General features: G+C 60.4%; 23 protein-coding genes. 11 read left to right on the top strand and 12 right to left on the bottom strand.

What is annotated here, in order from left to right:
* Positions 1-13: 13 nt before the first annotated feature.
* From PspCFBP13528_RS20700 to PspCFBP13528_RS20725, 6 genes are read right to left on the bottom strand one after another with little or no spacing between them, the layout of a single operon-like run.
* Positions 14-1,528, bottom strand: coding sequence for an ABC transporter substrate-binding protein (locus PspCFBP13528_RS20700; RefSeq protein ID WP_101219049.1), 1,515 nt, complete (start codon positions 1,526-1,528; stop codon positions 14-16).
* A complete protein-coding gene (locus tag PspCFBP13528_RS20705) occupies positions 1,510-2,529 on the bottom strand; it encodes an ABC transporter ATP-binding protein (RefSeq protein WP_137201404.1) in 1,020 nt (339 codons plus the stop codon). The genes PspCFBP13528_RS20700 and PspCFBP13528_RS20705 overlap by 19 nt, the downstream gene beginning before the upstream one ends.
* Positions 2,526-3,482 carry an ABC transporter ATP-binding protein gene (locus PspCFBP13528_RS20710; RefSeq protein ID WP_137201405.1) on the bottom strand — a complete coding sequence of 319 codons (957 nt, stop codon included), beginning with the start codon at positions 3,480-3,482 and terminating at the stop codon, positions 2,526-2,528. The genes PspCFBP13528_RS20705 and PspCFBP13528_RS20710 overlap by 4 nt, the downstream gene beginning before the upstream one ends.
* On the bottom strand, positions 3,479-4,330 hold the full coding sequence (locus tag PspCFBP13528_RS20715) for an ABC transporter permease (protein WP_137201406.1): 852 nt from the start codon (positions 4,328-4,330) through the stop codon (positions 3,479-3,481). Before PspCFBP13528_RS20715 ends, PspCFBP13528_RS20710 begins: the two co-directional genes overlap by 4 nt.
* Positions 4,327-5,274, bottom strand: a complete 948-nt coding sequence (locus PspCFBP13528_RS20720) for an ABC transporter permease (RefSeq protein ID WP_065950314.1) — start codon at positions 5,272-5,274, stop codon at positions 4,327-4,329. The genes PspCFBP13528_RS20715 and PspCFBP13528_RS20720 overlap by 4 nt, the downstream gene beginning before the upstream one ends.
* Before the next feature lie 3 nt (positions 5,275-5,277).
* Positions 5,278-6,165 carry a proline iminopeptidase-family hydrolase gene (locus PspCFBP13528_RS20725; RefSeq protein ID WP_137201407.1) on the bottom strand — a complete coding sequence of 296 codons (888 nt, stop codon included), beginning with the start codon at positions 6,163-6,165 and terminating at the stop codon, positions 5,278-5,280.
* Positions 6,166-6,348: 183 nt separating this feature from the next.
* Here PspCFBP13528_RS20725 and PspCFBP13528_RS20730 point away from each other — a divergent pair, with 183 nt between their 5' ends.
* Both PspCFBP13528_RS20730 and PspCFBP13528_RS20735 read left to right on the top strand, forming a co-directional pair.
* Positions 6,349-7,113 carry a LuxR family transcriptional regulator gene (locus PspCFBP13528_RS20730; RefSeq protein WP_065950312.1) on the top strand — a complete coding sequence of 255 codons (765 nt, stop codon included), beginning with the start codon at positions 6,349-6,351 and terminating at the stop codon, positions 7,111-7,113.
* 92 nt (positions 7,114-7,205) lie between these two features.
* Positions 7,206-8,138 (top strand): proline iminopeptidase-family hydrolase, encoded by a 933-nt coding sequence (locus PspCFBP13528_RS20735; RefSeq protein WP_065950311.1) that lies wholly within the window; start codon positions 7,206-7,208, stop codon positions 8,136-8,138.
* Positions 8,139-8,174: 36 nt separating this feature from the next.
* On the opposite strand, the gene PspCFBP13528_RS20740 is transcribed toward PspCFBP13528_RS20735, so the two are convergent.
* The gene (locus PspCFBP13528_RS20740) at positions 8,175-9,677 is read right to left on the bottom strand and encodes a nucleobase:cation symporter-2 family protein (RefSeq protein ID WP_065950310.1); all 1,503 of its coding nucleotides are present in this window, start codon (positions 9,675-9,677) and stop codon (positions 8,175-8,177) included.
* Between the two features lie 158 nt (positions 9,678-9,835).
* On the opposite strand from PspCFBP13528_RS20740, the gene PspCFBP13528_RS20745 reads away from it, so the two are divergent.
* Entirely contained in the window at positions 9,836-10,669 is an 834-nt protein-coding gene (locus PspCFBP13528_RS20745) for a nucleoside-binding protein (RefSeq protein ID WP_137201408.1), read from the top strand.
* A gap of 124 nt (positions 10,670-10,793) precedes the next feature.
* On the opposite strand, the gene punC is transcribed toward PspCFBP13528_RS20745, so the two are convergent.
* Positions 10,794-11,978 (bottom strand): purine nucleoside transporter PunC, encoded by a 1,185-nt coding sequence (gene punC / locus PspCFBP13528_RS20750; RefSeq protein ID WP_137201409.1) that lies wholly within the window; start codon positions 11,976-11,978, stop codon positions 10,794-10,796.
* Positions 11,979-12,100: 122 nt separating this feature from the next.
* Between punC and punR the strand changes: the two genes are divergently transcribed.
* A complete protein-coding gene (punR, locus tag PspCFBP13528_RS20755; protein ID WP_065950307.1) occupies positions 12,101-13,009 on the top strand; it encodes a DNA-binding transcriptional activator PunR in 909 nt (302 codons plus the stop codon).
* A gap of 57 nt (positions 13,010-13,066) precedes the next feature.
* On the opposite strand, the gene PspCFBP13528_RS20760 is transcribed toward punR, so the two are convergent.
* Positions 13,067-14,236: an aspartate aminotransferase family protein gene (locus tag PspCFBP13528_RS20760; protein WP_137201410.1), complete on the bottom strand. Its 1,170-nt coding sequence runs from the start codon at positions 14,234-14,236 to the stop codon at positions 13,067-13,069.
* 101 nt (positions 14,237-14,337) lie between these two features.
* Here PspCFBP13528_RS20760 and PspCFBP13528_RS20765 point away from each other — a divergent pair, with 101 nt between their 5' ends.
* A complete protein-coding gene (locus PspCFBP13528_RS20765) occupies positions 14,338-15,243 on the top strand; it encodes a LysR family transcriptional regulator (protein ID WP_065950305.1) in 906 nt (301 codons plus the stop codon).
* A gap of 159 nt (positions 15,244-15,402) precedes the next feature.
* A complete protein-coding gene (locus PspCFBP13528_RS20770; protein WP_137201411.1) occupies positions 15,403-16,596 on the top strand; it encodes an anthrax toxin-like adenylyl cyclase domain-containing protein in 1,194 nt (397 codons plus the stop codon).
* 66 nt (positions 16,597-16,662) lie between these two features.
* On the opposite strand, the gene fabV is transcribed toward PspCFBP13528_RS20770, so the two are convergent.
* Complete coding sequence (gene fabV / locus PspCFBP13528_RS20775) at positions 16,663-17,856, bottom strand: enoyl-ACP reductase FabV (RefSeq protein ID WP_137201412.1); 1,194 nt, start codon at positions 17,854-17,856, stop codon at positions 16,663-16,665.
* Positions 17,857-18,128: 272 nt separating this feature from the next.
* On the opposite strand from fabV, the gene PspCFBP13528_RS20780 reads away from it, so the two are divergent.
* The 4 genes from PspCFBP13528_RS20780 to PspCFBP13528_RS20795 all read left to right on the top strand — a co-directional run bounded on the left by PspCFBP13528_RS20780 (position 18,129) and on the right by PspCFBP13528_RS20795 (position 21,295).
* Complete coding sequence (locus PspCFBP13528_RS20780; protein ID WP_101219063.1) at positions 18,129-18,953, top strand: aspartyl/asparaginyl beta-hydroxylase domain-containing protein; 825 nt, start codon at positions 18,129-18,131, stop codon at positions 18,951-18,953.
* Between the two features lie 149 nt (positions 18,954-19,102).
* Positions 19,103-20,476, top strand: coding sequence for a nucleotide 5'-monophosphate nucleosidase PpnN (ppnN, locus tag PspCFBP13528_RS20785; RefSeq protein ID WP_065950301.1), 1,374 nt, complete (start codon positions 19,103-19,105; stop codon positions 20,474-20,476).
* Positions 20,477-20,645: 169 nt separating this feature from the next.
* A complete protein-coding gene (locus PspCFBP13528_RS20790) occupies positions 20,646-20,903 on the top strand; it encodes an AbrB/MazE/SpoVT family DNA-binding domain-containing protein (RefSeq protein ID WP_101219065.1) in 258 nt (85 codons plus the stop codon).
* The gene (locus PspCFBP13528_RS20795) at positions 20,900-21,295 is read left to right on the top strand and encodes a type II toxin-antitoxin system VapC family toxin (protein WP_065950299.1); all 396 of its coding nucleotides are present in this window, start codon (positions 20,900-20,902) and stop codon (positions 21,293-21,295) included. The genes PspCFBP13528_RS20790 and PspCFBP13528_RS20795 overlap by 4 nt, the downstream gene beginning before the upstream one ends.
* An 18-nt stretch (positions 21,296-21,313) precedes the next feature.
* Here PspCFBP13528_RS20795 and PspCFBP13528_RS20800 read toward each other — a convergent pair whose 3' ends face one another.
* Both PspCFBP13528_RS20800 and PspCFBP13528_RS20805 read right to left on the bottom strand, forming a co-directional pair.
* Entirely contained in the window at positions 21,314-21,643 is a 330-nt protein-coding gene (locus PspCFBP13528_RS20800; protein ID WP_101219068.1) for a YXWGXW repeat-containing protein, read from the bottom strand.
* Positions 21,644-21,775: 132 nt separating this feature from the next.
* Positions 21,776-22,675, bottom strand: coding sequence for a DMT family transporter (locus PspCFBP13528_RS20805; RefSeq protein WP_065950297.1), 900 nt, complete (start codon positions 22,673-22,675; stop codon positions 21,776-21,778).
* 99 nt (positions 22,676-22,774) lie between these two features.
* On the opposite strand from PspCFBP13528_RS20805, the gene PspCFBP13528_RS20810 reads away from it, so the two are divergent.
* Complete coding sequence (locus tag PspCFBP13528_RS20810; RefSeq protein WP_065950296.1) at positions 22,775-23,611, top strand: LysR family transcriptional regulator; 837 nt, start codon at positions 22,775-22,777, stop codon at positions 23,609-23,611.
* Positions 23,612-23,635 lie beyond the last annotated feature (24 nt).

Consider the following 23,635-nt stretch of genomic DNA (forward strand, 5'->3'; position numbering starts at 1 on the left):
TGTTCTGTAGACCTTAGTTTTTCACCACTTCCTCGAGCGTGAAGCGGCCCAGCGGGTTCTGCAGGAAGTTGCTCACATTCTTGCGTGAGATATTGATGTACGGGCTGTAATACAGATCGATCCAGTTCACATCCTGTTTCGCCAGTTTCTGCAATTCCACGTACATCTGCTCACGCTTGGCCGGGTCGGCCTCGATGCGCGCTTGCGCCACCAGTGCCTTGACCTTGTCGTTCTGGTAACGGGTCATGTAGTTCTGGTTGGTGTCGTGGCCCAGCACGAAGGTGGTCTTCTGGTCCGGGTCGAGGATGTCGTTGGTCCAGTACATCACCGAAATATCGTACTCACCGTCCACCAGCATCTGCCAGCTCTGGGTCGGGTCGACCTTTTGCAGGTTGGCGGTGACGCCGACCTTGGCCAGTTGATCCTTGATGATCACCGCAATCTGTTCGTCCGCTTCATTGCCGGCGTTGACCACGTAGTTGAGCTTCAAGTCCTTGGCGCCGGCCTGCTCCAGCAGCTTCTTGGCGGCAGTCGGGTCGTATGGGCGCTGCAGGTTATTGGCGTAGTGATAAAGCGAGCCTTTCGGGATGTAGGAATAGGCCACGGTGCCTTGACCGTAAGTGGCGGTCTTCACCAGCGATTGTTTGTCGATGGCCATGTCCAGCGCTTCACGCACCTCTGGCTTGGCCAGCAGGCCGTGAGCGTGGTTGATCAGCAGGTGGTCTTCGCGGGTGGACGGGTCGGCATGGATCACCACGTTCGGGTCTTTTTTCAGCTCCTCAACGCGGGAGAAGGGTACGAAGATCGCCGTGTCCAGCTCGTTGTTCTGCACCATGCGCATGCGTGTGTTGTCGTCGGTGACCGACACCCACTCCACACCGTCCAGGCTGACGTTGCTGGCCTGCCAGAAGTTCGGGTTCTTCTTCAGGATCACACGGTCGCCCTTGCGCCACTCGTCCACGGTGAAGGCGCCGGAGGTCACCGGGTTTTCCGAGTAGGCGTCTTCGCCCATTGTCGTCATGGCTTTTTCCGACAGGATCGACACCGTTGGCGACGCCAATTGCGAGAGAAACGCTACCGCCGGCGTTTTCAGGGTAACCACCAGCGTTTTCGCATCGCTGGCCTTGGCGGTGTCGATCAGGCTGAACGGGTCGCTCCACAGCGATGCCTTGTTATCACGGATGCGCAACAGGCTGAACGCCGCGTCGCCAGCGGTGATCGGCGAGCCGTCGGAGAACTTCGCGTCGCGCAACTTGAAGGTGTAGGTCAGGCCGTCCTTGGAAATCTCCCAGCTTTGCGCCAGGCCCGGTTGCATTTTGGTGCCCAGGTTATCCACCCGCACCAGGGTGTCGTAGACGTTGGCAAAAACCCAGGTATCGCGGTTCTGCGCGCTTTTGATCGGGTCAAAGGTGGTGCTGTCTTCACGGCAACCGATGGTCAGTACACCGGCAGCCTGGGCCAGGCCGGCAGTGAGGGACCAGGCGGTCAGCGTGGCGGCGGCGAGCAATTTCAGATGGCGCGATTGCATGTCATAACTCCTTGTTCATGATGGGCAGGAAGGGTCAAAGGGTGTTCAAGCACGCAACTGTACCGATGCTCATGCAGTGAATGGGTGGGCGGCAACACCACGGAACACCTGGCCTGGGCATAGCGGCAACGCGGGTGAAACGCGCAACCTGTGGGCAAATTCAGCGGGCTTGGTGGTTCGCCGGGCAACGGCTGCGCAGGCAACGGATGATGGGGGTCAATCTGCGGAATTGCCTCGATCAACGCCGCCGTATAAGGATGGCGCGGGGCAGTGAACACCGCTTCCACCGGCCCCTCCTCGACGATCTTGCCCAGGTACATCACCGCCACGCGGTCGCACAGGCGACGCACGATGGCCAGGTCATGGGCGATAAACAGGATCGCCAGGTTCATGCGCTGTTGCAGTTCCAGCAGCAGATTGATGATCTGGCCCTGGATCGACACGTCCAGCGCCGCCACGCATTCGTCGGCGATGATCAGGCGCGGCTCCACCGCCAGCGCCCGGGCGATCCCCACGCGCTGGCACTGGCCGCCACTGAGGGAGCCGGGTTTGCGCGAGGCCAGTTCAGGGCGCAGGCCAACCAGCTCAAGCAGTTCATCGACACGGGCGCGGATGTTGTGCGGCGCGACCTTGCGCTGCACCCGCAACACTTCGGCAAGGGTCTCGCCGACGGTGTGACGCGGGTTCAGGGCGGCATAGGGGTCCTGGAAGATCATCGCGGTTTCCCGGCGCAACCGTGCAATATCGATAGCACTGCCCTGAGCCAGGTCGACACCCTCAAACAGCACCTGCCCGGCGCTGATCGGGTTGAGGTGCAAAATCGCCCGGCCCAGCGTGCTTTTACCGCTGCCGGACTCGCCCACCAGCCCGAGGGTTTCACCGGCGGCCAGATTCAGCGACACCCCGTTCACCGCCCTCACCCACTGCTTGCTCAACCCGAACAGGCCACTGCCGGATGCGGTAAAGCGGACCTCCAGGTCCTTGATCTGCAACAGGCTCATGGGCGCCCTCCCAAGGGATAGTGACAGGCAACCCGTGCGCCTTCCGGCAACAGTTCGGTACACAGGGCGCCGACCTGCGGGCAACGGGGGTTGAAGCGGCAACCGTCAGGCAATGCGTCGAGCAGCGGCGGCTGGCCAGGGATGGTGCGCAACAACGCATGGCCGCTGCTGTGGGCCGGCTGACAATCGATCAGGCCGGCAGTGTACGGATGCCGTGGCTGGGCCAGCAGTTCGTATTTGCTGGCGTGTTCGCACAAGCGCCCGGCGTACATCACCGCGATGGAGTCGCAGCTTTGCGCCACCACGCCGAGGTCGTGGGTGATCATGATGATCGACAGGCCACGCCTGTCGCGAAGGTCGAGCAACAAGCGCAGGATTTGCGCCTGCACCGTCACATCCAGGGCCGTGGTGGGTTCGTCGGCGATCAGCACCTTCGGGTTGCATCCCAGGGCTACTGCAATCATCGCGCGCTGGCGCATGCCGCCGGAAAACTCATGGGGATAGTTGTCGACACGGGCTTGCGGGTCGGGAATACCCACTTGGCGCAGCACGTCGATGGCTTGCAGGCGCGCGTCTTTTTTCGAGGCGTCTTGATGCAGGCGGATGCCCTCGGCGATCTGCTCGCCGATACGCATCAACGGGTCCAGGTGACTGCTGGGGTTCTGGAAGATCATGCCCAACTGCCCGCCACGCACGGCGCGCATGCCGGCTTCATCCAGGCGCAACAGGTCCTGGCCGGCCAGGTGTACCGTGCCGCCGTGCACGCGCAGGCTGGGCGATGGCAACAGGCGCATCAGGCCGCGACACGCCAGGGTCTTGCCCGAACCGCTTTCACCGACCAACCCCAGGATTTCGCCCTCGGCCAGGTCAAAGGACACGCGGTCGACCAGGGTCAGCGCGTGCCCGGCGTTATCGGCAATCACGCTGAGATCGCGCACTTGCAGCAGGCTCATGAGCGATCCCCCAGGACGTGCGCCACACCATCGGCCAGCAGGCTGAAGCCCATGGCCAGGGTCACGATGGCCACGCCCGGAAAGGTGCAAATCCACCAGGCGGTGGTGATAAAGGCCTGGCCCTCGGCGACCATCGTGCCCCATTCGGCGGTCGGTGGCTGCACGCCCAGGCCCAGGTAGCTCACCGCAGCGCCGTTGAGCAGCACCAGCACCGCGTCGGACATGGAAAACACGATCGAGCCAAACAGCGCATTGGGCAGCAAATGCCGGAACAGAATGCGCCCATGACCAAACCCCAGGCTCTTGGCGGCCAGGGCAAAGTCGCTCTCCTTGAGCACCAGGATCTGTGAACGGATCAACCGCGCATACGACACCCAGCCCACCAGCGCCATGGCGATGTAAAAGCTCTGCAGTCCAGGCCCGAGAATGGCCATGATCGCCAGCATCAACACCAGAAACGGGAACGCCAGGACCACGTCGATCACGCGCATGCACACACTGTCCAGGCGCCCGCCGATATAACCGGAGACCGCGCCGATGAAGGTGCCGATCATGAACGGAAAAATCACCCCGACAATCGCCAGTTGCAGGTCGATGCGCGCGCCCCAGATCACCCGCGACAGCACATCGCGGCCGTAGTTATCGGTACCGAACAGGTGCGCAGCGCCGGGCGCCAGCAGGCTCATATCGGTGTTCTGCGCAATCGGGTCGTAGGGCGCGATCCACGGCGCGAACAGCGCCAGGATCAACCACGTGAGCAGTATCAGCAGGCCCCACGCAGCGGTCAGCCGGCCGTTGCGAAAACCCAGGCGCAGACGCCAGGGCGCTATCAATGGGCGGCTATTCATTGCATTTTCACCCGTGGGTCGAGCGCCACCGTGACCACGTCGGCGATGAAGTTGACCACCACCGTCGCGCACGCCAGCACCATCGCCACGCCCTGTACCACCATGTAGTCGCGGGTAAAAATACCGCGTACCAGCAACTGGCCGATGCCGGGAATGGCGAACAGACTTTCGATGACCACCGTGCCGCTGATCAGCCAGCCGATATTCACAGCCAGCAGGTTGACGGCCGGCACCAGCGAGTTGGGCACGACATGGCGGCGGAACACGGCGGCTTCCGACAGCCCCCGCGCCCGTGCAGCGGTGACATGATCAGCCTGCAGTTCCACCAACATGCTCGCGCGCAAATTACGCACCAGCACTGCCGACAGCGCCAGGGCAATGGTCAGACACGGCAGGACCATATGGTGGGCCTTGTCCAGCCAGGTGCGACCGTAACCGGACACCGGAAACAGGCCCCACTGCACGCTCAGCAACAGGATCAGCATCAGGCCCAGCCAGAACGCCGGCATGCCCAGGCCGACCGTGGTGAATATACGGATCAGGTTGTCAGGCCAGCCGCCTTTATTGCGCGCCGCCAGTGTCGCCAGGGGTACCGCGATCAACAGCGCCAGCAACACACTGCCGAGCACGAGCACCAGCGTCGGTTCAATGCGCGTGACGATCAGCTTGAGGGCGTCGACCTTGTACAGCAGCGATTGGCCGAGGTCGCCCTTGAGCAGGTTCTTCAGGAAGTAGAAATATTGCAGCCACAACGGCTCATCGAGGCCGTACTGGGCGCGGATTTTCAGCAACGCGTCCGGCGTGCTGCGCGAACCCAGCAGCGCGCGCGCCGGATCGCCCGGGATCGAGCGCACCAGCACAAAGGTGATCAGGCTGATGCCCACCAGCACCGGCAACAATTGCAGGGGCCGGGACAGTACGAAGCGATAACGCGCCAGGTTCATTCGTCAGCCTCGGTGACGGGCGAGAAAGTCCAGCAGCACCGGAAAGTACGCCTGGGGTTCTTCGTAGAACGGCATATGGCTGCTGTTGGGAAATACATGCAGTTCGGCGTGCCGGGCCGCCATCTTCATGCGCATGGCACAGGCCGGCGTGAGTTCGTCGTGCTGGCCGGTGGTGATCAATATCGGCATCTTGAACGTGGCCATTTCAGGAATGCGGTTCCAGTCCTTGAGGTTGCCGATATAGAGGAATTCGTTTGGACCTTGCATGGTTTCGTAAGGCCCCATGTTCCAATCGCCGAGGGAGCGTTTGACCGGCTCCGGCCATTCGTCCAGCCGGCAGACGTGGCGATAGTTGAGCAAGGTGATGGCGGCTTGATATTGCGGGTGATCGAGCGTGCCCGTGGCTTCATGGCGCTGCATCATGGCCACGGTTTCGCTGCCAAGGGCGCCGCGCAGGCGTTCAAGTTCCCGTGACAGGTGGGGAATATCGCCAACCGTGTTTTCCAGAATCAGGCTTTTCAGCGCATCGGGGTAATGGATGGCGTACTCGATGCCCAGCCAACCGCCCCAGGAATGCCCGAGCAGATGCACCGGGCCCAGGCCCAGTGCCTGGCGCACGGTCTCGACTTCTTCGACATAACGGCGGATTTCCCACAGGGAAACGTCGTTCGGTCTGGCTGATGCGCCCGTGCCAAGCTGGTCGAATGCAACCACTCGCAGGTTATGCTCTTTGAGCCAGCCATGGGCGTCGCGCAAATAGTCACACGGCAGGCCCGGCCCGCCGTTGAGGCACAGCAGCACCTCATCGCCTTCGCCAAAGCTGTAGACCACGAGATTATGGCCGTCGACTTGCACGTTGTACTGCTGGTCGGGGGCAATTTCACGCCACATGCATACATTCCTTGTGTTGTATCGGCCTGGCAGGTAGTGGCCGTTTGTCACGTCAACACTACCGAGGATGCCGCGCGTCCATAACCTAGCGTTTCTTATAGGTTTGGCCTGGCAGTCCTTCGCCGGGGCGTGGCATTCTACTTGCAGCAAGTCGAGATTCAAATGAATTCGGGAGCAGAACGGATGCTGGCCAGGCTAACTGCCTTCAATAGTCGTCTGATGCCGGGCAGGAGCCTGGACGAGCAGATAGACAACACGTTTATCCTCGCCCAACAACTGGGCTTCGATGCGCTGGTGTACGACTACACGCCGGTGCCCATCGACCTCAATGGTGCGCTGATCACGCCCTCGGTGCTGCAACTGCGCAACACACCGACCGACTGGCACGCCTTGTGGTGCAGCGAAGGGTTCTACCAGATTGATCCGGTGCAACACCTGGCCTTGCGCAGCGTATCGCCGTTTGTCTGGTCGTATGAGGCAAAAGCCGAGACTGCACTGCAAACGATCATCGACCCCTGCCATGCACCCGTTTGTTCCTACCTGCACGAACAACAGTTGACCTGCGGCGTCAGCGTGCCGATCCACCTGCCCCGCGGTGGCTTCGCCTCATTGACCGGGCTGCGCACCGGCAAGGCGAGCACGGTATTGAAAGATGCGCAGCACACCTTGTCGGACTTCAGCGTGATCGGCCACGCGTTACAGGAGGCGGCTTATCCTTTGTTCAACAAAGCGTTGCGCACCTACCCGCATATCCATCTGACCAAACGCGAGCGCGAGTGCCTCAAATGGGCGGCCGAGGGCTTGACCGCGGCCGAGATCGCCACGCAATTGACCCGCTCGCTGGCGGTAGTGACCCTGCACCTGGCGTCGGCCATGCACAAATTGGGCGCCAAGAACCGCGTGCAGGCGGTGGTGCGCGCCACGCACTATCGGTTGCTGGACGATTGACCCTTACGCAAAACCTAGCTGTTTTGCTAGTTACCTAAACGTCGCGTGCAGACTATCGTAGCCCTGATCCTTTTTTCAGAGCAGGGTACGAAATGGAATTCATCGATAAAGTCCGCGAAGGCTACGCCCCCTTCGGCGCCTATCAGACGTGGTATCGCATCACCGGTGAGCTGGCCACAGGCCGCACACCGCTGGTGATCATCCATGGCGGCCCCGGCTGCACCCACGATTACGTCGACGCGTTCAAGGACGTTGCCGCCAGCGGCCACGCGGTGATTCACTACGACCAGCTGGGCAACGGTCGCTCAACGCATCTGCCGGAAAAACCGGCATCGTTCTGGACCGTCGACCTGTTCCTCAATGAGTTGAACAACCTGCTCGACCACCTGCACATCAGCGACAACTACGCGATCCTCGGGCAATCCTGGGGCGGCATGCTCGGCAGCGAACATGCGATTCTGCAGCCCAAGGGCCTGCGTGCCTTTATCCCGGCCAACTCACCGACGTGCATGCGCACCTGGGTCAGCGAGGCCAATCGACTGCGCAAGCTGTTGCCCGAAGGTGTGCATGAAACCTTGCTCAAGCATGAAGCCGCCGGAACCTACCAGGACCCGGAATACCAGGCCGCCTCGCGGATCTTCTACGACCAGCATGTGTGCCGGGTCAACCCGTGGCCGGAAGAAGTCGCACGCACCTTCGCCCAGGTCGATGCCGACCCGACGGTGTACCACGCCATGAGCGGCCCGACGGAGTTCCATGTGATCGGCAGCTTGAAGGACTGGAACGTGATCGGTCGCTTGCCTGCGATCAACGTGCCGACCCTGGTGATCTCCGGTCGGCACGACGAGGCCACGCCGTTGGTGGTCAAGCCTTTCCTGGACGAAATCCCGGACGTGCGCTGGGCGCTGTTCGAAGACTCCAGCCACATGCCCCACGTAGAAGAACGCCAGGCGTGCATGGGGACCGTGGTGAAGTTCTTGGATGAAGTATGTTCAGTACGGCACGCAGCACTCAAAGCCAGTTGATTTCCAATGTGGGAGGGGGCAAGCCCCCTCCCACATTTAGACCTTGCTGGTTTCAGCCTTCACTGTTCTCTTCGGCATATCCGCCACCAGTGGAATCTCCTTGCCCTCGGCATCGAACAGTTTGCCACCCCGGTAGTAATCGCCATCGCGCAACGCCGCCACGTCGCGAAAGCACAAACTGCGCTCCGTCCCCGCCACGAATACCGACTGCTGGTCAGAGTTACCGGCGGTGAAGTGGTTGAACGTCAGGTTGAGCAAGATCGCCATGATCGCCGACGAACTGATGCCCGAATGGAAAATGGTCGCGAACCAGTTGGGAAATTGGTCGTAGAAGCTGGGCGCGGCGATGGGAATCATGCCGAAACCGATACTCGTGGCGACGATGATCAGGTTCATGTTGTTGCGGTAATCCACCTTGGACAAGGTGCGAATACCGCTGGCCGCCACCGTGCCGAACAACACAATGCCGGCGCCGCCGAGCACCGAGGTAGGCACGGCGGCAATCACCCGGCCCATGAACGGCAGCAGGCCAAGCACCACCAGGAACACCCCGCCGGTTGCCACCACAAAACGGCTCTTCACCCCGGTAACCGCCACCAGGCCGACGTTCTGGGCGAACGCACTCTGCGTGAATGAACCGAAGATCGGCGCGAACATGCTCGACAGCATGTCGGCGCGCAGGCCGTTGCCGAGGCGTTTGGAGTCGACCTTGGTGTCGATGATCTCACCCACCGCCAGAATGTCCGCCGAGGTTTCCACCAGGGTGACCATCACCACGATGCACATGGAAATGATCGCTGCCACATGAAAGGTCGGCATGCCGAAATGGAACGGCGTGGGAAAGCCGAACATGGGCCCCTGGGTCACGCCGGAGAAGTCGGCCATGCCCAGGAACACCGCGATTACCGTGCCGATTACCATCGCCAGCAGAATCGACAGGCGCGAGATGGCTGCGCTGCCGATTTTGCTCAGCAGCAACACCAGCACCAGCGTCAGTGCAGCCAGGCCGATATTCGACATGCTGCCGAAGTCCGCCGCGCGGCTATTACCGCCCATGGCCCAGCGCGCCGCCACGGGCATCAGGGTCAGGCCGATGGTGGTGATTACGATACCGGTCACCAGCGGCGGGAAAAACTGGGTAATGCGCGAGAACACCGGGGTGATCAACAAACCGATGAACGATGCGGCCATCACCGCGCCGAGAATCGCCGGCACGCCCCCTGCCCCGTCGCTGCCGACGATCGCCACCATGGTCGCCACACCGGCGAACGACACGCCCTGCACCAGCGGCAACTGGCACCCGAAGAATGGCAGGCCAAGGGTTTGCAGCAACGTGGCCAAGCCACCGGCAAACAACGACGCGGCGATCAACAGGCCGATATCCGCTGGCGACAACCCGGCCGCCTGGCCGACGATCAACGGTACGGCAACGATGCCGCCATACATGGTGAGCACATGCTGCAGGCCGTAAGCCATGTTGGCGGCGACGCCCAGATTCTCATCTTCGGGCCGCTGCGGTGACGCCTTCGGGATAGTCATGGTGAGGGGATCTCTGTTTTTGTTGTGCGCTCACTGTATGCAATGTTAAGACTGTATGTCCATAGAGTTGTATACAATCAGTCAGACAAGATACCCTGCCGCGGCGTTACAAAAACAATCCGGCCGTCACGAGCCAGAACGCCAAAGGACCCAACAGAATGAAAAAGGCATTGCAGGGCGCAACCGTCGCATTGACCCTCTTCGGCGGCGGGGAGGCTGTCGCAGTGGAATGGATGAACAACAGCGTAGGTTTTCGCTACGGCCAACACTTCACCAACCCGAACAACCCCGACGACTTCAGCAAGCGCATCTACAGCTTCACCCACGCCAGCGGCTACCGATACGGCAGCAATTTTCTGAATCTCGATGTGTTCCTGTCCGACAGCAAGGACCCACGCAAGGGCACCGACCGCGGTGGCAGCGAGGTGTACGCGGTGTACCGCCATCAGCTCTACGCTTCACGGGTATTGGCTATGCCGCAGGGTACCGGGCTGATCAAGGATTACGCACTGACACTGGGCTTCGATGCGAACCGCAACAACAACTTCGCCAGCGCGAAAAAACGTGCTCTGGTCATCGGCCCTACGTTGAAGTGGGACACCGTCGGTGTGCTGGACCTGAGCCTGATGTACTACAAGGAAAAGAACCACACCGGGATTCCCGGCGCCAGGGAATCGAACCACACCTTCGACGACACCTACATGCTCAACCTGACCTGGATGCGCCCGTTCGAGATCGCCAGCCATGCGGCTAAATTCCAGGGATTCATCAATTACGTGGGGGAGAAAGGCGAGGACTATCATGGCCGCGATACCGCGCCGGAAGCCCTGATGCGCACCGCATTGATGGTGGCGGTGCGGCCGGGCAAGAGCGTCAAGCCGAACCTGTACCTCGGCGTGGGCTATGAATACTGGCATAACAAGTTCGGCGTGGACGGCGGTCGGGGCAGCCGTACATCAACGCCGACGCTGAACATGGAAGTGACGTTCTAGCTGAAGAAACTCAATCCAAATGTGGGAGGGGGCTTGCCCCCGATTGCGCTATATCAGCGCCAAATGTGCTGGCTGATCCACTGCTATCGGGGGCAAGCCCCCTCCCACATTTTCGACCGCATTGTCACTTCAGATCAGTTGCCAGCTCAGAGCACTGCGCCTTCGGCCGCGCCAACCAGTAACCCAACACCGCCAACGGCGCGGTCGCCAGCATCACCATCACCGTGATCAACAACGGTTGCTCGATCATTGACGACACCAACAAGCTGGCCAGGAAGCAAAGGCCCAGTTGCAGAGTGTTTTGCAGTGCCGCCGCCTTGCCGGAGTTTTCCGAAAACGGCATCAGCGCATTCGCCACCACGATCGGGTAGCTGGCCCCGTTGCACAGCGCCATCAGGCAGAACGGAATCAGCAAGGTGGTGAGGGTCGGCACTGTCAGGGTTGCAACCAGGTACAACGCCACCATGCTCAGGCAATAGAAAGCAAGCAACCACGGAAGCAAGGTCTTGCCCGGCAAGTGCTGCAAGGCGCTGCGGCAACTGTAGCCGCCGACAAGAAAGGCCAGGGTCGGCACCACGTAACTGAGGCCGATGTCACTCGGGCTGTAGCCCATGCCACCGAGGATGAACGGCGAAGCGGTCAGCCAGGCAAAGAAACTGGCGGAGCAGGCGGCAAATATCATGACGTTGCCAGTAAATACCCGTGAAGTGAACAGCTGTGCATAGCCCAGGCGCACGGGTTGGTGCGTCTGACGCTTCGGCGCGCTGCGCAGGAACACCGTCGGCAACAGCAGGAGCAGCGACACCCCCAGCAACACGCCAAAAATCGCCTGCCAGCCAAAATGATTCAACACCATCGCGCCCAACAACGGCGCCAACGCCGGCGACAGCGACATCAGCGGCATGATGCTGGCGAACACGCGGTGAGCCTTGTCCGCCGGGTAGCGATCGATCACCAGGGCCTGCCAACTCACCGCCGCAGAGCACACGCCGATCGCCTGCATAAAGCGCAATGCCCAAAGCTGCGGCGCGGTCTGCACCCAGAACATGCCCAGGCACCCCAGCACAAACAGGCTCAACCCCATGAGCAGGACCGGCTTGCGCCCGAGCCGGTCGGACAATGGCCCCCACAGCAGCTGCCCGAGCGCAAAACCGGCAAGGAAAATGCTCAAGCTGGCGCCCACGGCCCCGGCGCCAATCTGCAACTGCTCGCCCATGGCGCCAAACGCCGGCAAATACATGTCCATGGCGAGATAACCGAGCATGCTCAGCCCCGCCAGATACCAAGTGAAACCAAATGAATTTTTCATTGAAGCCTTGTAGAACCTGCCATCAAACTATTTGCTGACTGGCGCCCATTATGAAGCTGGTAGTTTTCCTGTGAAGCGATAATAATTGGACAGTCTGATCAATAATTTTGAAGGCAGCTGCCATGTGGTCCGAATATTCCCTGGATGTGGTCGATGCCGTCGCACGCCACGGCAGTTTCAGCGCCGCCGCCCAGGAACTGCATCGCGTGCCGTCGGCCATCAGCTATACGGTGCGTCAGTTGGAAGAGTGGCTGGCGGTGCCGCTGTTTGTACGACGCCACCGTGACGTGGAGCTGACGCCCGCCGGCCGCCTGTTTATCGACGAAGCCCGCGGGGTGATGAAAAAAATGCTCGGCACCCGGCGCCTGTGCCAGCAAGTGGCCAATGGCTGGAGCGGTCAGCTGAAGGTGGCGGTGGATTCCATCGTCAAGCCGCAACGCTGTCGGCAACTGGTGCTGGACTTCTATCGACAGTTCCCCGAAGTGGAATTACTGCTGGAGTACGAGGTGTACAACGGGGTGTGGGATGCGCTGGCGGACGAGCGCACCGACATTGTGATCGGCGCCACCAGCGCGGTGCCGGTGGCCAGCCACTTCAGCTTTCGTGACATGGGCTTGTTGAACTGGTTGTGTGTGGTCAGCGCCAAACATCCCCTGGCAACGGTCAGCGGCCTGCTCAGTGACGATCAACTGCGCCCCTTTGCCTCCCTGTGCATGACCGACACCTCGCGCAACCTGCCCAAACGGGACACCTGGACCCTGGACAACCAGCGCCGCCTGGTGGTGCCCAACTGGTCCTCGGCGCTCGATTGCCTGCGCGATGGTTTGTGCGTCGGCATGGCCCCGGCGCATCAGGTGCTGCCGTGGATCGAGCGCGGCGAACTGGTGGCGCTGCAACTGCACCGCCCCTTCCCGGCCAGCCCATCCTGCGTGGCCTGGGCACAGAACAAACTGTCCCCGGCCATGGCGTGGTTGCTGGAGTACCTGGGGGATACCGAGACCCTGAATCAGGAGTGGTTGAATGGAATCTGAAAAGCAGCGCAGAACTCTGTGGGAGGGGGCTTGCCCCCTCCCACATTTGGCTGCATTTCAAGCCAGCAGTCGGGTGATGGCTCGTACGATCATCTCCACTTCCTTGCTGTGCAACGTCAGCGGCGGCAACAGGCGAATGATCTTGCCCCGCGTGACGTTGATCAACAGCCCGTGCTCCTGGGCGGCACGTTGGGCAAGGTCGCGATAAGGGCTGGCCAGTTCAATCCCGATCATCAAGCCTTTGCCGCGAATCGCCCGCACTTGCGGGTGCCCATCGAGTTCCATGCGCAAGCGATCGAGCAAGCGCTCGCCCTGCCGCGCAGCGTTGTGCAACAGCCCCTGCTCTTCGATGATGTCCAGCACCGTGCAGCCGACGCGGCACGCCAGCGGGTTGCCACCGAACGTGCTGCCATGGCTGCCTGGCGTGAACAGTTCGGCGACGCCGGCACGGGCCAGGCAGGCGCCGATCGGTATGCCGTTGCCGAGCCCTTTGGCCAGGGTAATCACGTCGGGGACAATGCCCTCGTGCTGAAAGGCGAACCAGGCACCGGTACGGCCAATGCCGGTTTGTATTTCATCAAGCATCATCAGCCAGCCGTGACGCGTGCAATGATCGCGCAGGGCTTTCAGGTAGCCGGGCGGTGCCGGTAACACACCGCTTTCGCCCTGGATCGGCTCCAGCAGCACGGCGGCGATGCGCGTACCCAACTGTTGGGTGATGCGCTTCAATGCGTCCAGATCACCAAAACCCACCTTCAGAAAATCCCCTGGCAGACGTTGAAATCCAAGGCGAACTGATGGCCCGTCACTGGCCGCCATGGTGCCCAGCGTGCGCCCGTGGAAAGCGTTCTCCATCACCACCACCAAGGGCTGCTCAATGGCTTTTTTCCAGCCATGCAGGCGTGCCAGTTTCAGCGCTGCTTCATTGGCTTCAGCGCCTGAATTGTTGAAGAACGCGCGGTCAAGCCCGGACAGTTGGGTCAGGCGCAGGGCCAGACGCTGTTGCCAGTCAATGCTGTAGAGGTTGGAGGTGTGCAACAGCAGGCCGGCCTGCTCGCTGATGGCCGTTACCAGCCGGGGGTGGGAATGGCCGACATTGGTCACGGCCACGCCCGCGACCGCGTCCAGGTACTCGCGACCTTGTTGGTCCCACAGACGCGTGCCCAAACCGCGTGTGAAACTCAGGGCCAAGGGTTGATAGGTGCTCATCAGGCAGGCGGCAGTCATGGGGCGGGCTCCAGTGCATCGTTGTGGTGTTTGAGTATCGTTAGCCACCACAGCTGGATAAACTGCGAATTCCTACAATTACTTTAAACCAGGACTTGATAATGGATCTGTTCCAGGCCATGTCGGTGTATGTGAAGGTTGTCGAGACCGGCAGCATGACCGCCGCCGCGCACGAGTGCGGGATGTCGACGACCATGGTCGGTAACCATCTGCGTGCGCTGGAGCACCGACTGGGCGTCAGTTTGCTCAAACGCACCACTCGCAAACAGAGCCTTACGGAATTTGGCGGGCAGTATTATCAGCGCTGCCTGGAAGTGCTGGGGCTGGTGGCCGACTCCGAGCTACTGGCGGAGCAGATTCACAGCGAAGCGCCCAAAGGCAGCCTGCGTATCACCGCGCCGCCCGTGTTCGGCACCGAACGTCTCGTGCCGGCCTTGAGCGAGTTTTCCCAGCGCTACCCGCTGATCAACCTGTATGTGGTGTTGAGCAATGAGCGGATGGACCTGGTCGACAGCGGCTTCGACGTGGCGATCCGCCTCGGCGAACTGGAAACCTCCAGCCTGATCGCCAGACCCCTGCAGGCCTACACCCTCACCCTCTGCGCGTCCCCTGCGTACCTGGCGCGGCGTGGCACGCCGCAGACTCCGGCTGACCTGCAGCATCACGACTGCCTGGCTTTCGCCTACCCTGCGACCGACAACTGGCGCGACACCGACAAACTGTGGCGCATGACGGGGGACGAAGGCGAGGTAGAGGTTCCGGTGGCTGGCTCACTGACCATCAACAGCTCCCAAGGCTTGCGCCAGGCGGCGGTAAACGGCATGGGCATCATCATGCTGGCTGATGCCCTGGTGCAACCGGACCTGGAGAGCGGCAAGCTGGTTGCCTTGCTGACCGGTTATAACCTCCCCAGCCGCCCCATGCACCTGCTGTATCGCCAAGACCGTTATCGCCTGCCCAAGCTGCGGGCCTTGGTCGATTTTGTCATGGAGAAGTGGGCGCGCTAGGAGGCGCAGCAGAAGGCAGGCACGAGTAGGATCGTTCTGAATGTTCACCACGCCTCCCCATCCGGGGCCAATCTCTTTTAATGTCAGCCCTGTCAAGGAGAACGTTGACTGAACGGAATCACCCAACACTGCCGCAAGACGTGACATAGGGGTATTCCGATGATAGCCACGAGTCTCAGTGTTACATCACCTTCCGCACTCAGCCTGGAAGCCTTGCAACGCAATCAGTCCCTTCAGGAACACAGCGTTGCCGGGGAGTCCGACAGCCCGCGCCAGACCCTGATCGAGCGGGTAAAAAAGCAAACAGGGATAGTTTCGAGCCACCTTGAACCCTTGCAACAGATCGCGGCAACCACCAACTCCATCATCGGCATACGTCCAGTCGAGTCCGTGGCTACCGGACTGATAGAAGCCGGACACCCCACCAAGGACTTCCACATCAAGGGCAAAAGTGCCAACTGGGGGCCGCAGGCAGGTCTGATCTGTACCGACCAGGCATTCAGCAAGCTGGAGAGTGCACCGGAAAAAGTCGCCAAGGCCAACGCGCAGATTCTGGAGTGCGTCGAGCGACGCCACGCAGTCCCGATCCCGCTGAAACTCTCGAGCCATCGCCTCAATGAACTGGTGAACCTAGGCCATATCACTGAACTGGCCGCAACAGGCGAGGAAGGCACGCTGAAATTGAGCGCCCAAGGGCCGAGCGGGCAACGCTATACATTTCAAGCCCGTTCTGTTTCGCCTGACGCCGACACTTATCTGATCACCCACCAGGGCAAGCCGCTTGAAGTACTGGCCAAACAGGCAGAGGGCAAGCCGTTGACTGCCGATTACGATCTGCACATGGTCGCACCGCACCTGAGTGACTACGGGGCCCAGGATAAGCTCCCGGTACCGGATGTCGCTCACAGCGTGTTCAAGGAACGAATCAATGCGTATAAACAGGTGCCGGAGGAGCTGCGCGCAGACTTTGCCAGCGCAGCGAATTTCTACAAGAAAGAGGACGCCGATCTAGGCAATGCCACGCCGCGAATACGGGAGATGATCGGCATCATCAATCAAACGCTGGTCGGGGACGCAGAGCGGGTGGTCCACCACAATGCGGACTCGGGCAGCCCGGCGACGGAAGTGGCCGCGAACTACCCGGCGACGTTTTTCCTGCCGTCAAAACTAGGCAGATTCGATGAAATAAGCATCATCCGTGACAGCAGGGAAATGGCTGAGCTGATAAAAACCGCCAAAGACAGCGGTTTTCACGTGCCGCTCAATCCTCTCTGGGAGAATGAGCTGGTGAATATCCGGCGATCAGACTTCACCCAGGCAAAACATCGCCTGGCTGAATCCAGATATGCCTGATATCGGCAGCAGCAAGCAGCGGCCTGATAATCGAGTTATCGAGGCCGCCACCGTTGCATCATTTAATTACGCCTGAACCAGACCGTTGATCTTGACGGTCGGGTTCACGTCCGCTTCGTAGTCCACGCCATCGACCTCAAAACCGAACAAGCGCAGGAACTCAGCCTTGTAGCCGGCAAAATCGCTGATCTCGTTGACGTTGTCGTCGGTAACCTGGTTCCACAGCGCCGCCACGGCGTCCTGAACCTTTGGCTCCAACTCGGCCAGATCGGCACGCAGACGGCCGTCAGCGTCCAGTTTCGGCTCGCTGCCGTACAGGCTGTCCTTGAACAGGCCGTACACCTGCTCGATGCAACCCTCGTGAGTGCCCTGCTCTTTCATCACCTTGAACAGCAGCGACAGGTACAGCGGCATGATCGGGATTGCTGAACTTGCCTGGGTGACCACGGCCTTGAGCACCGACACACGGGCGTCGCCCTTGAGCGCAGCGAGGTTGTCGCGCAGAGTCAGGACTTTTTTGTCCAGGTCTTTCTTGGCTTCGCCGATGGAGCCGTTCCAGTAGATGTCTTGGGTCAGCTTCTCACCCAGGTAGGTGAACGCGGTGGTCTTGGCGCCTTCGGCCAGTACATCGGCGTCACGCAGGGCGTCGATCCACAGCTGCCAGTCTTCACCGCCCATGACTTTGACGGTGCCGTCGATTTCTTCCTGGTTCGCCGGCTCCAGCGTAGTGTCGACCACCACGCCCTTGTCAGTATTGATCCCACGCAGGGTCACAGCCTTGCCGATCGGCTTGAGGGTGGAGTTGTGCACCACGCCTTGTGGGTCGGTACGGCGTGGCGCGGCCAGGCTGTAGACCACCAGGTCGATTTTGCCCAGGTCTTTCTTGATGGTTTCGATGGTCAGGCGCTTGATCTCGTCGGAGAACGCGTCGCCGTTGATGCTCTTGGCGTACAGGCCCTTTTGCACGGCAAACTTCTCGAACGCCGCGCTGTTGTACCAGCCAGCGGAGCTCAACTTGCCTTCTTCGCCTTCTTTCTCAAAAAACACGCCCAGGGTATCGGCGCCGCAGCCAAACGCAGCACTGATGCGCGCGGCCAGGCCGTAGCCGGTGGAAGCACCGAGGACCAGCACCTTCTTGGGGCCGCCTTCGATGGTGCCGTTTTCAGTCACGTAGTCGATCTGTTCCTTGACGTTCGCTTCACAGCCAACAGGGTGAGCGGTCACACAGATAAAGCCACGAACCCGCGGTTTGATGATCATAAAAATTCTGCCTCTTCCAAGGTGCCGAAGGCCAATGGTGGCCATTCAACTTCAATCGTACCGGTCTATGACGCCTGAAAAACCGAAGCGTCACGATAGACGCAAATCTTCCGATCTCAAAATTCAATCCGCAGACCCTGACAGCCCTGATGTCCGTTACAAACTGTGCACCGACTTAACAATTTTCGAACTATTTAAAACGCTCAAGGACGACAGAAACCCCTATGATGACGATATTGTTTCATTATGTTTCAGGTTTGGAGCCAGGTTTCATGAGCAAAAACGCTGTCGGCAAAAAGCTGGTGTCCCTCGCCTGGGTCGTCGGCGTTCTGCTATTGATCTACTGTTTTCCGCGCACCTGCCTGGTGTTTCTACTGCTGGTGGTGCTCTGCGGTGTTTATGATTTTTTGCGCAACGGCCTCTACGACCGCAGCACCATCAAGAAATATTTCATCGGCAACGGCCGCAACACTTGGGTGCTGGCGCCGTTCAACACCCTGCTCGACCTCTTGAGCGCCCGCAACCGGCATGTCTACACGATGCAAGACCTGCCGCCCGAATGGCGCGAAGACCTGCAACAGGTCATCAACGACGCCATGGCACGCAAGGAAGAAATCATCGGTTACCTGGACGCCCGCATGGCCGAGAAGAAACGCGGCATGCTGTTTTTCCAGTGGTACGGTCGGCCCATCGAAACCGCCCTGAACATCCCGCAACTGCGCAAGAAACTGCCCTTCGTGAAGACCATCGGCGTGTCGGTGTTCAATGAGAACCGCTCGACGTCGTTCCACTTCGGGCCCCTGCGCATGATGTTCCGTGTGCTCTACAACATGGCGCCGGCACCGCACCATGAAGGCGTGTATATCCAGGTGGGCAAGCACAAGCACTACTGGCACGACGACCCGCTGTTTATCTTCGATGACACGCTGATGCATGCGTCTTTCAACAAGAACGATGCGAAACGTTACTGCCTGTTCATTGATATCGTGCGGCCAACCCGGGTGCCCTCCGTGCTTAACGCCGTGATCGCGGGTTTTGCCGGCCTGGTGTTTACCCTGCGTCGGGTTTTCTACAAAAACTGGAAGCTGATCCAGTAAGTTCTGCGGCATGATGGTGCTGGACGGCATTTGCGCTCGGCCTTGCGCCTGAGGTAAATAACCGTCTCGTGCGACCGTATACGGCGCCCATTATTCTCAAGCCATCGCGTCTTTCGTGGATGCGGTGGCTGTGCTTTCAAGGAATCAGAATGCCCCAACGTCAAGTCATCAACGCCGCCGTCAGCCCCAAGGGCAGCCTCGAAACCCTGTCACAACGTGAAGTCCAGCAACTGAGTGAAGCCGGCAGCGGCAGCGTCTATGCCCTGTTTCGCCAGTGCGCCCTGGCGATCCTCAACACCGGCGCGCATATCGACAACGCCAAGACCATCCTCGATGCCTATAAAGACTTTGAAGTGCGCATCCACCAGCAAGACCGCGGCGTACGCCTGGAACTGCTCAACGCTCCCGCCGACGCCTTCGTCGATGGCGAGATGATCGCCAGCACGCGCGAAATGCTGTTCAGCGCCTTGCGTGACATCGTCTACACCGAGAACGAGCTGGACAGCCAGCGCATCGACCTGAGCAACTCCCAGGGCATCACTGACTACGTGTTCCACCTGCTGCGCAACGCCCGTACGCTGCGCGCGGGGGTCGAACCGAAGATCGTGGTGTGCTGGGGTGGCCACTCGATCAACACCGAAGAATACAAATACACCAAGAAAGTCGGGCACGAGTTGGGCCTGCGCAGCCTCGACGTATGCACCGGCTGCGGCCCCGGCGTCATGAAAGGGCCGATGAAAGGCGCGACCATTTCCCACGCCAAACAACGCATCACCAGTGGCCGCTACCTGGGCCTGACCGAGCCTGGCATCATTGCCGCCGAAGCGCCGAACCCGATCGTCAATGAGCTGGTTATCCTGCCGGACATCGAGAAACGCCTGGAAGCCTTCGTGCGTGTCGGCCACGGCATCATCATCTTCCCCGGCGGCGCGGGCACCGCTGAGGAATTCCTGTACCTGCTGGGCATCCTGATGCACCCGGACAACCGCGACCTGCCGTTCCCGGTGGTGCTCACCGGGCCCAAACATGCGGCTCCCTACCTGGAACAACTGCACGCGTTCGTCGGCGCTACCCTCGGCGAAGCGGCGCAGAAGCATTACCAGATCATCATCGACGACCCGGCCGAAGTCGCGCGCCAGATGACCGCAGGGCTCAAGGCGGTCAAACAGTTCCGGCGCGAGCGCAACGACGCGTTCCACTTCAACTGGCTGTTGAAGATCGACGAAGGTTTCCAGCGCCCCTTCGACCCGACCCACGAAAACATGGCCAGCCTGCAGCTGAGCCATGCGTTGCCGCCCCATGAACTGGCGGCGAACCTGCGTCGCGCGTTCTCGGGGATCGTTGCAGGTAACGTGAAGGACAAAGGTATTCGCCTGATCGAAGAAAACGGTCCGTACGAGATTCATGGCGACCCGGCGATCATGAAACCGTTGGATGAGCTGCTCAAGGCGTTTGTCGCCCAGCACCGCATGAAGCTACCGGGCGGCGCGGCGTATGTGCCGTGCTATCGCGTGGTGCAGTGAGCCGGCGCGGCCGGTCATAGTTTGTATCGGTTTGGCGCATGGCCAAAGGTGTGGGGATCGAGGGTTCGGACTAGGGTTTTAGTACCGACTCACCCACACCTGCGAGCAACCCATGGACCAACGGATATTGTCCTCTATCACTCCTTACCCTAAGGTAAGGAATATCACGATGGAGATCTTCACTATGGCAACCGCCACGCTTACATCAAAAGGGCAAATCACCATCCCTGTCCAGGTCAGGACAGCCCTCGGCCTGGAAACAGGCGACCGGGTGGAATTCGTCGAAATGGAAGACGGCAAGTTTTCCATGATCGCCGCGAGCAAAACCGTCACCGACCTCAAGGGTCTGATTCGCAAGCCTGCCAATGCGGTGTCCATCGAGGACATGAACCAAGCCATCGCGGCCCAGGGAGCAAAAGCCGGATGATCGGCCTGGATACCAACGTGCTGGTGCGCTACGTCACCCAGGACGAGCCGGTGCAATCAGCCAAGGCGTCCAGACTGATCGAATCACTGACTGCCGCGTCACCGGGCTTTGTCAGCCTGGTGACCATTGTGGAGTTGGTGTGGGTACTGCAGTCCTGCTATCAATCAGCCAAGAGCGATGTGGTGATGGTGCTGGAAACCCTGCTGCACACGCGCGAGCTCACTGTTGAGCACGCCGATATCATCTGGCAGGCGCTGCGCAAGTTCGTGGCGAACAAGGCAGACTTTGCCGACTGCCTGATCGAGCGTTGCGCCCATGCGGCCGGCTGCGAGTACACCGCCACCTTCGACCTCAACGCGGTCAAGGCGACGGGTATGAAGCGCATTGGTTGAGTCGGTCTGTTTCGGGGTTCAGCGAATCCAGCCACCGACCTGCCAGTGATACCCGTCATTACGCTGTACCCAATGCGGATGCACATAGCGATAACCCTCGCGCACCGGCTCCCAATGGCCGTGCACCGCGACATATCGCCCGCCTTGCCAGCGCCAGTAGCCGCGTGACCAGATATAACCTTCGCGCGCCGCCGGCTCGACTTCGATCACTTGCACCGGCGGCGGTTGGGGCGCCACGACTTCCACATACTCATGCTGTACCGGCCGACGTTCATGTACGACACGCTCTTGCACACACCCGGATGACGCGACGACTAACGCCGCCATTGCCGCATAACGTAGCAACATACAAAACCCTCGGGCGTAATCGCCCCGTACCTGCATCAGTAAGAATTCCCCCTTTGTTGCAGCCAGGCCTCCTGCTCGGGCATGGTTTATTTTTAACAGGAGATGTCTGTCAGATTGCTGAACCCCCAGGCCTCAAGACGTGCACGCGACGGTCGGTCGCTTCAGGCGCAATAAAACCAGCCCGGCAATGACGACGGCGATGCCGGCATAGGTCGAGGCATGAATCCGCTCGCCGAACATCAACGCCGCCCATACCAGGGTGACCGGGGGCTCCAGGTAGACCAACGCGGCAACCTGGGTGGCCGTCATCACGCGCAGCAACTGCCACAGGCTCAAGTAAGCAGCAAAGGTGGAAAACACCGTCAACCACACAATCGAAACCAGTACGTCGGTGTCATGGGGAATGCTCAAGGTATCGGTGTACAACACAGCGCCTGTGAAGCCGATCAGGCTCAGCAGCGATTGGATAAACAGCGGTATGAGCAAACCGACATTCTCGCTCTGCACCGAGCGGCGTTCGTACAGCGTCGCCAGCGTCAGCCCCAGTGCCGACACCAGTGGCAGCCCATACATGGCCAGGCTTACCTGGGTTGGGCCATGGCTATACTGCCCGGCTATCACCATCGCAACGCCGGCAAAGCTGATCACGAGCCCCACCCATTGCCAGCCGCCGCTGCGCTCGGTGGCGCTGCCCGTCGACAATACCGCTGTCATCAACGGCTGCAACGCCGCGATGATCGCCGCAATGCCTGGCGGCAGACCGTTCTGGATCGCCACATACAGGCAACTCAGGTACAAAAACTGCGACAGGCAACCAATGACGGCGTAATGGCGGATCTGCGCCCATGAAACCTTCAACAGTCTGACGTTCAGGAACAGCCCCAGGCACAGCGATACCAATAGGAATCGCCAGAACAGCAGGTTGAACGCCCCCCCGTCCTGGGTGCCAAGCTTGGCGCCGATATAGCCCGAACTCCACGACAGGACAAACGCCCCTTGCAACAGCAGCAAACCCAGGGTTGATCGCTTCATGCAGCCCTCCAGCCTTAATCGATTGACTTCAAGGCTAGGGACAGGAGACTCTTCTGTATATTTGAATAACCTGCACTATCAATCCGTAAAAGTCGAACCATGGCCAAACAGCTGAATATCGATCTACTGCGTACCTTTCACGCCGTCGCGCGTTTTGGTCGCTTCAATGAAGCGGCCGAGCATGTGCACCGCAGCGCTTCCACCGTGACCACGCAGATTCAGAAACTGGAAGATCAGGTCGGCCAGCGCCTGTTCAGCCGCAGCAACCAGGGCGTGGACCTGACGCTGTACGGCAGAAAACTGTTGGGCGAAACCACCGAATTTCTCAAAAGCCACGACCGTCTGCTGATCTCGCTGATGCCCCAGCGCATGCAGGGTAAGATCCGCCTGGGTGTGCCCGATACTTACGCGCCCGCCTTCATCCAGGCATTCGTGCCGCGACTGATTGCCGACAACCCGCTGCTGGAGCTGGAAATCGAAGCGCGCACCAGTGGCGAACTGTTGAATCTGTTCACGGCAAACCAACTGGATCTGGCAATCACCGTCAGCGCACAGCCGCTGGCACAGGGTGAGCGCTTGGGGCCGGTGCAACCGCTATGGGTGGCAGCCGAGCAATTCAGTTATCCGCCAAACGCGCCGCTGCCCATCACCGTGCCCATCGCTGGTTGCCCCTATCGAGCGGCAGCGTTACAGGCGCTGAAAGATCACGGGATTTACCATCGAGTACTGCTGGAAAGCCCTAACTCATCGGCGGTAGAGGCTTGCGTACGCAGCGGCGTGGCCGTGGGCCTGATGGAGGAGAGCCGCATGGGCGAAGGGCTGAGGCAAATGACAGAGCTGGCGGCCCTCCCCGCGCAGCATCTGTATCTGCTGTGCGACACCGCTAACGCACTGGCCCTGCACGTGTATGAGCAAGTCAGGCACTTCAGGGTCTGAACGCCGCGCACAAAAAAGCCCGCT

The sequence above is a fragment of the Pseudomonas sp. CFBP13528 genome (assembly GCF_005233615.1).
Taxonomy (GTDB): Bacteria; Pseudomonadota; Gammaproteobacteria; order Pseudomonadales; family Pseudomonadaceae; genus Aquipseudomonas; species Aquipseudomonas fluorescens_AM.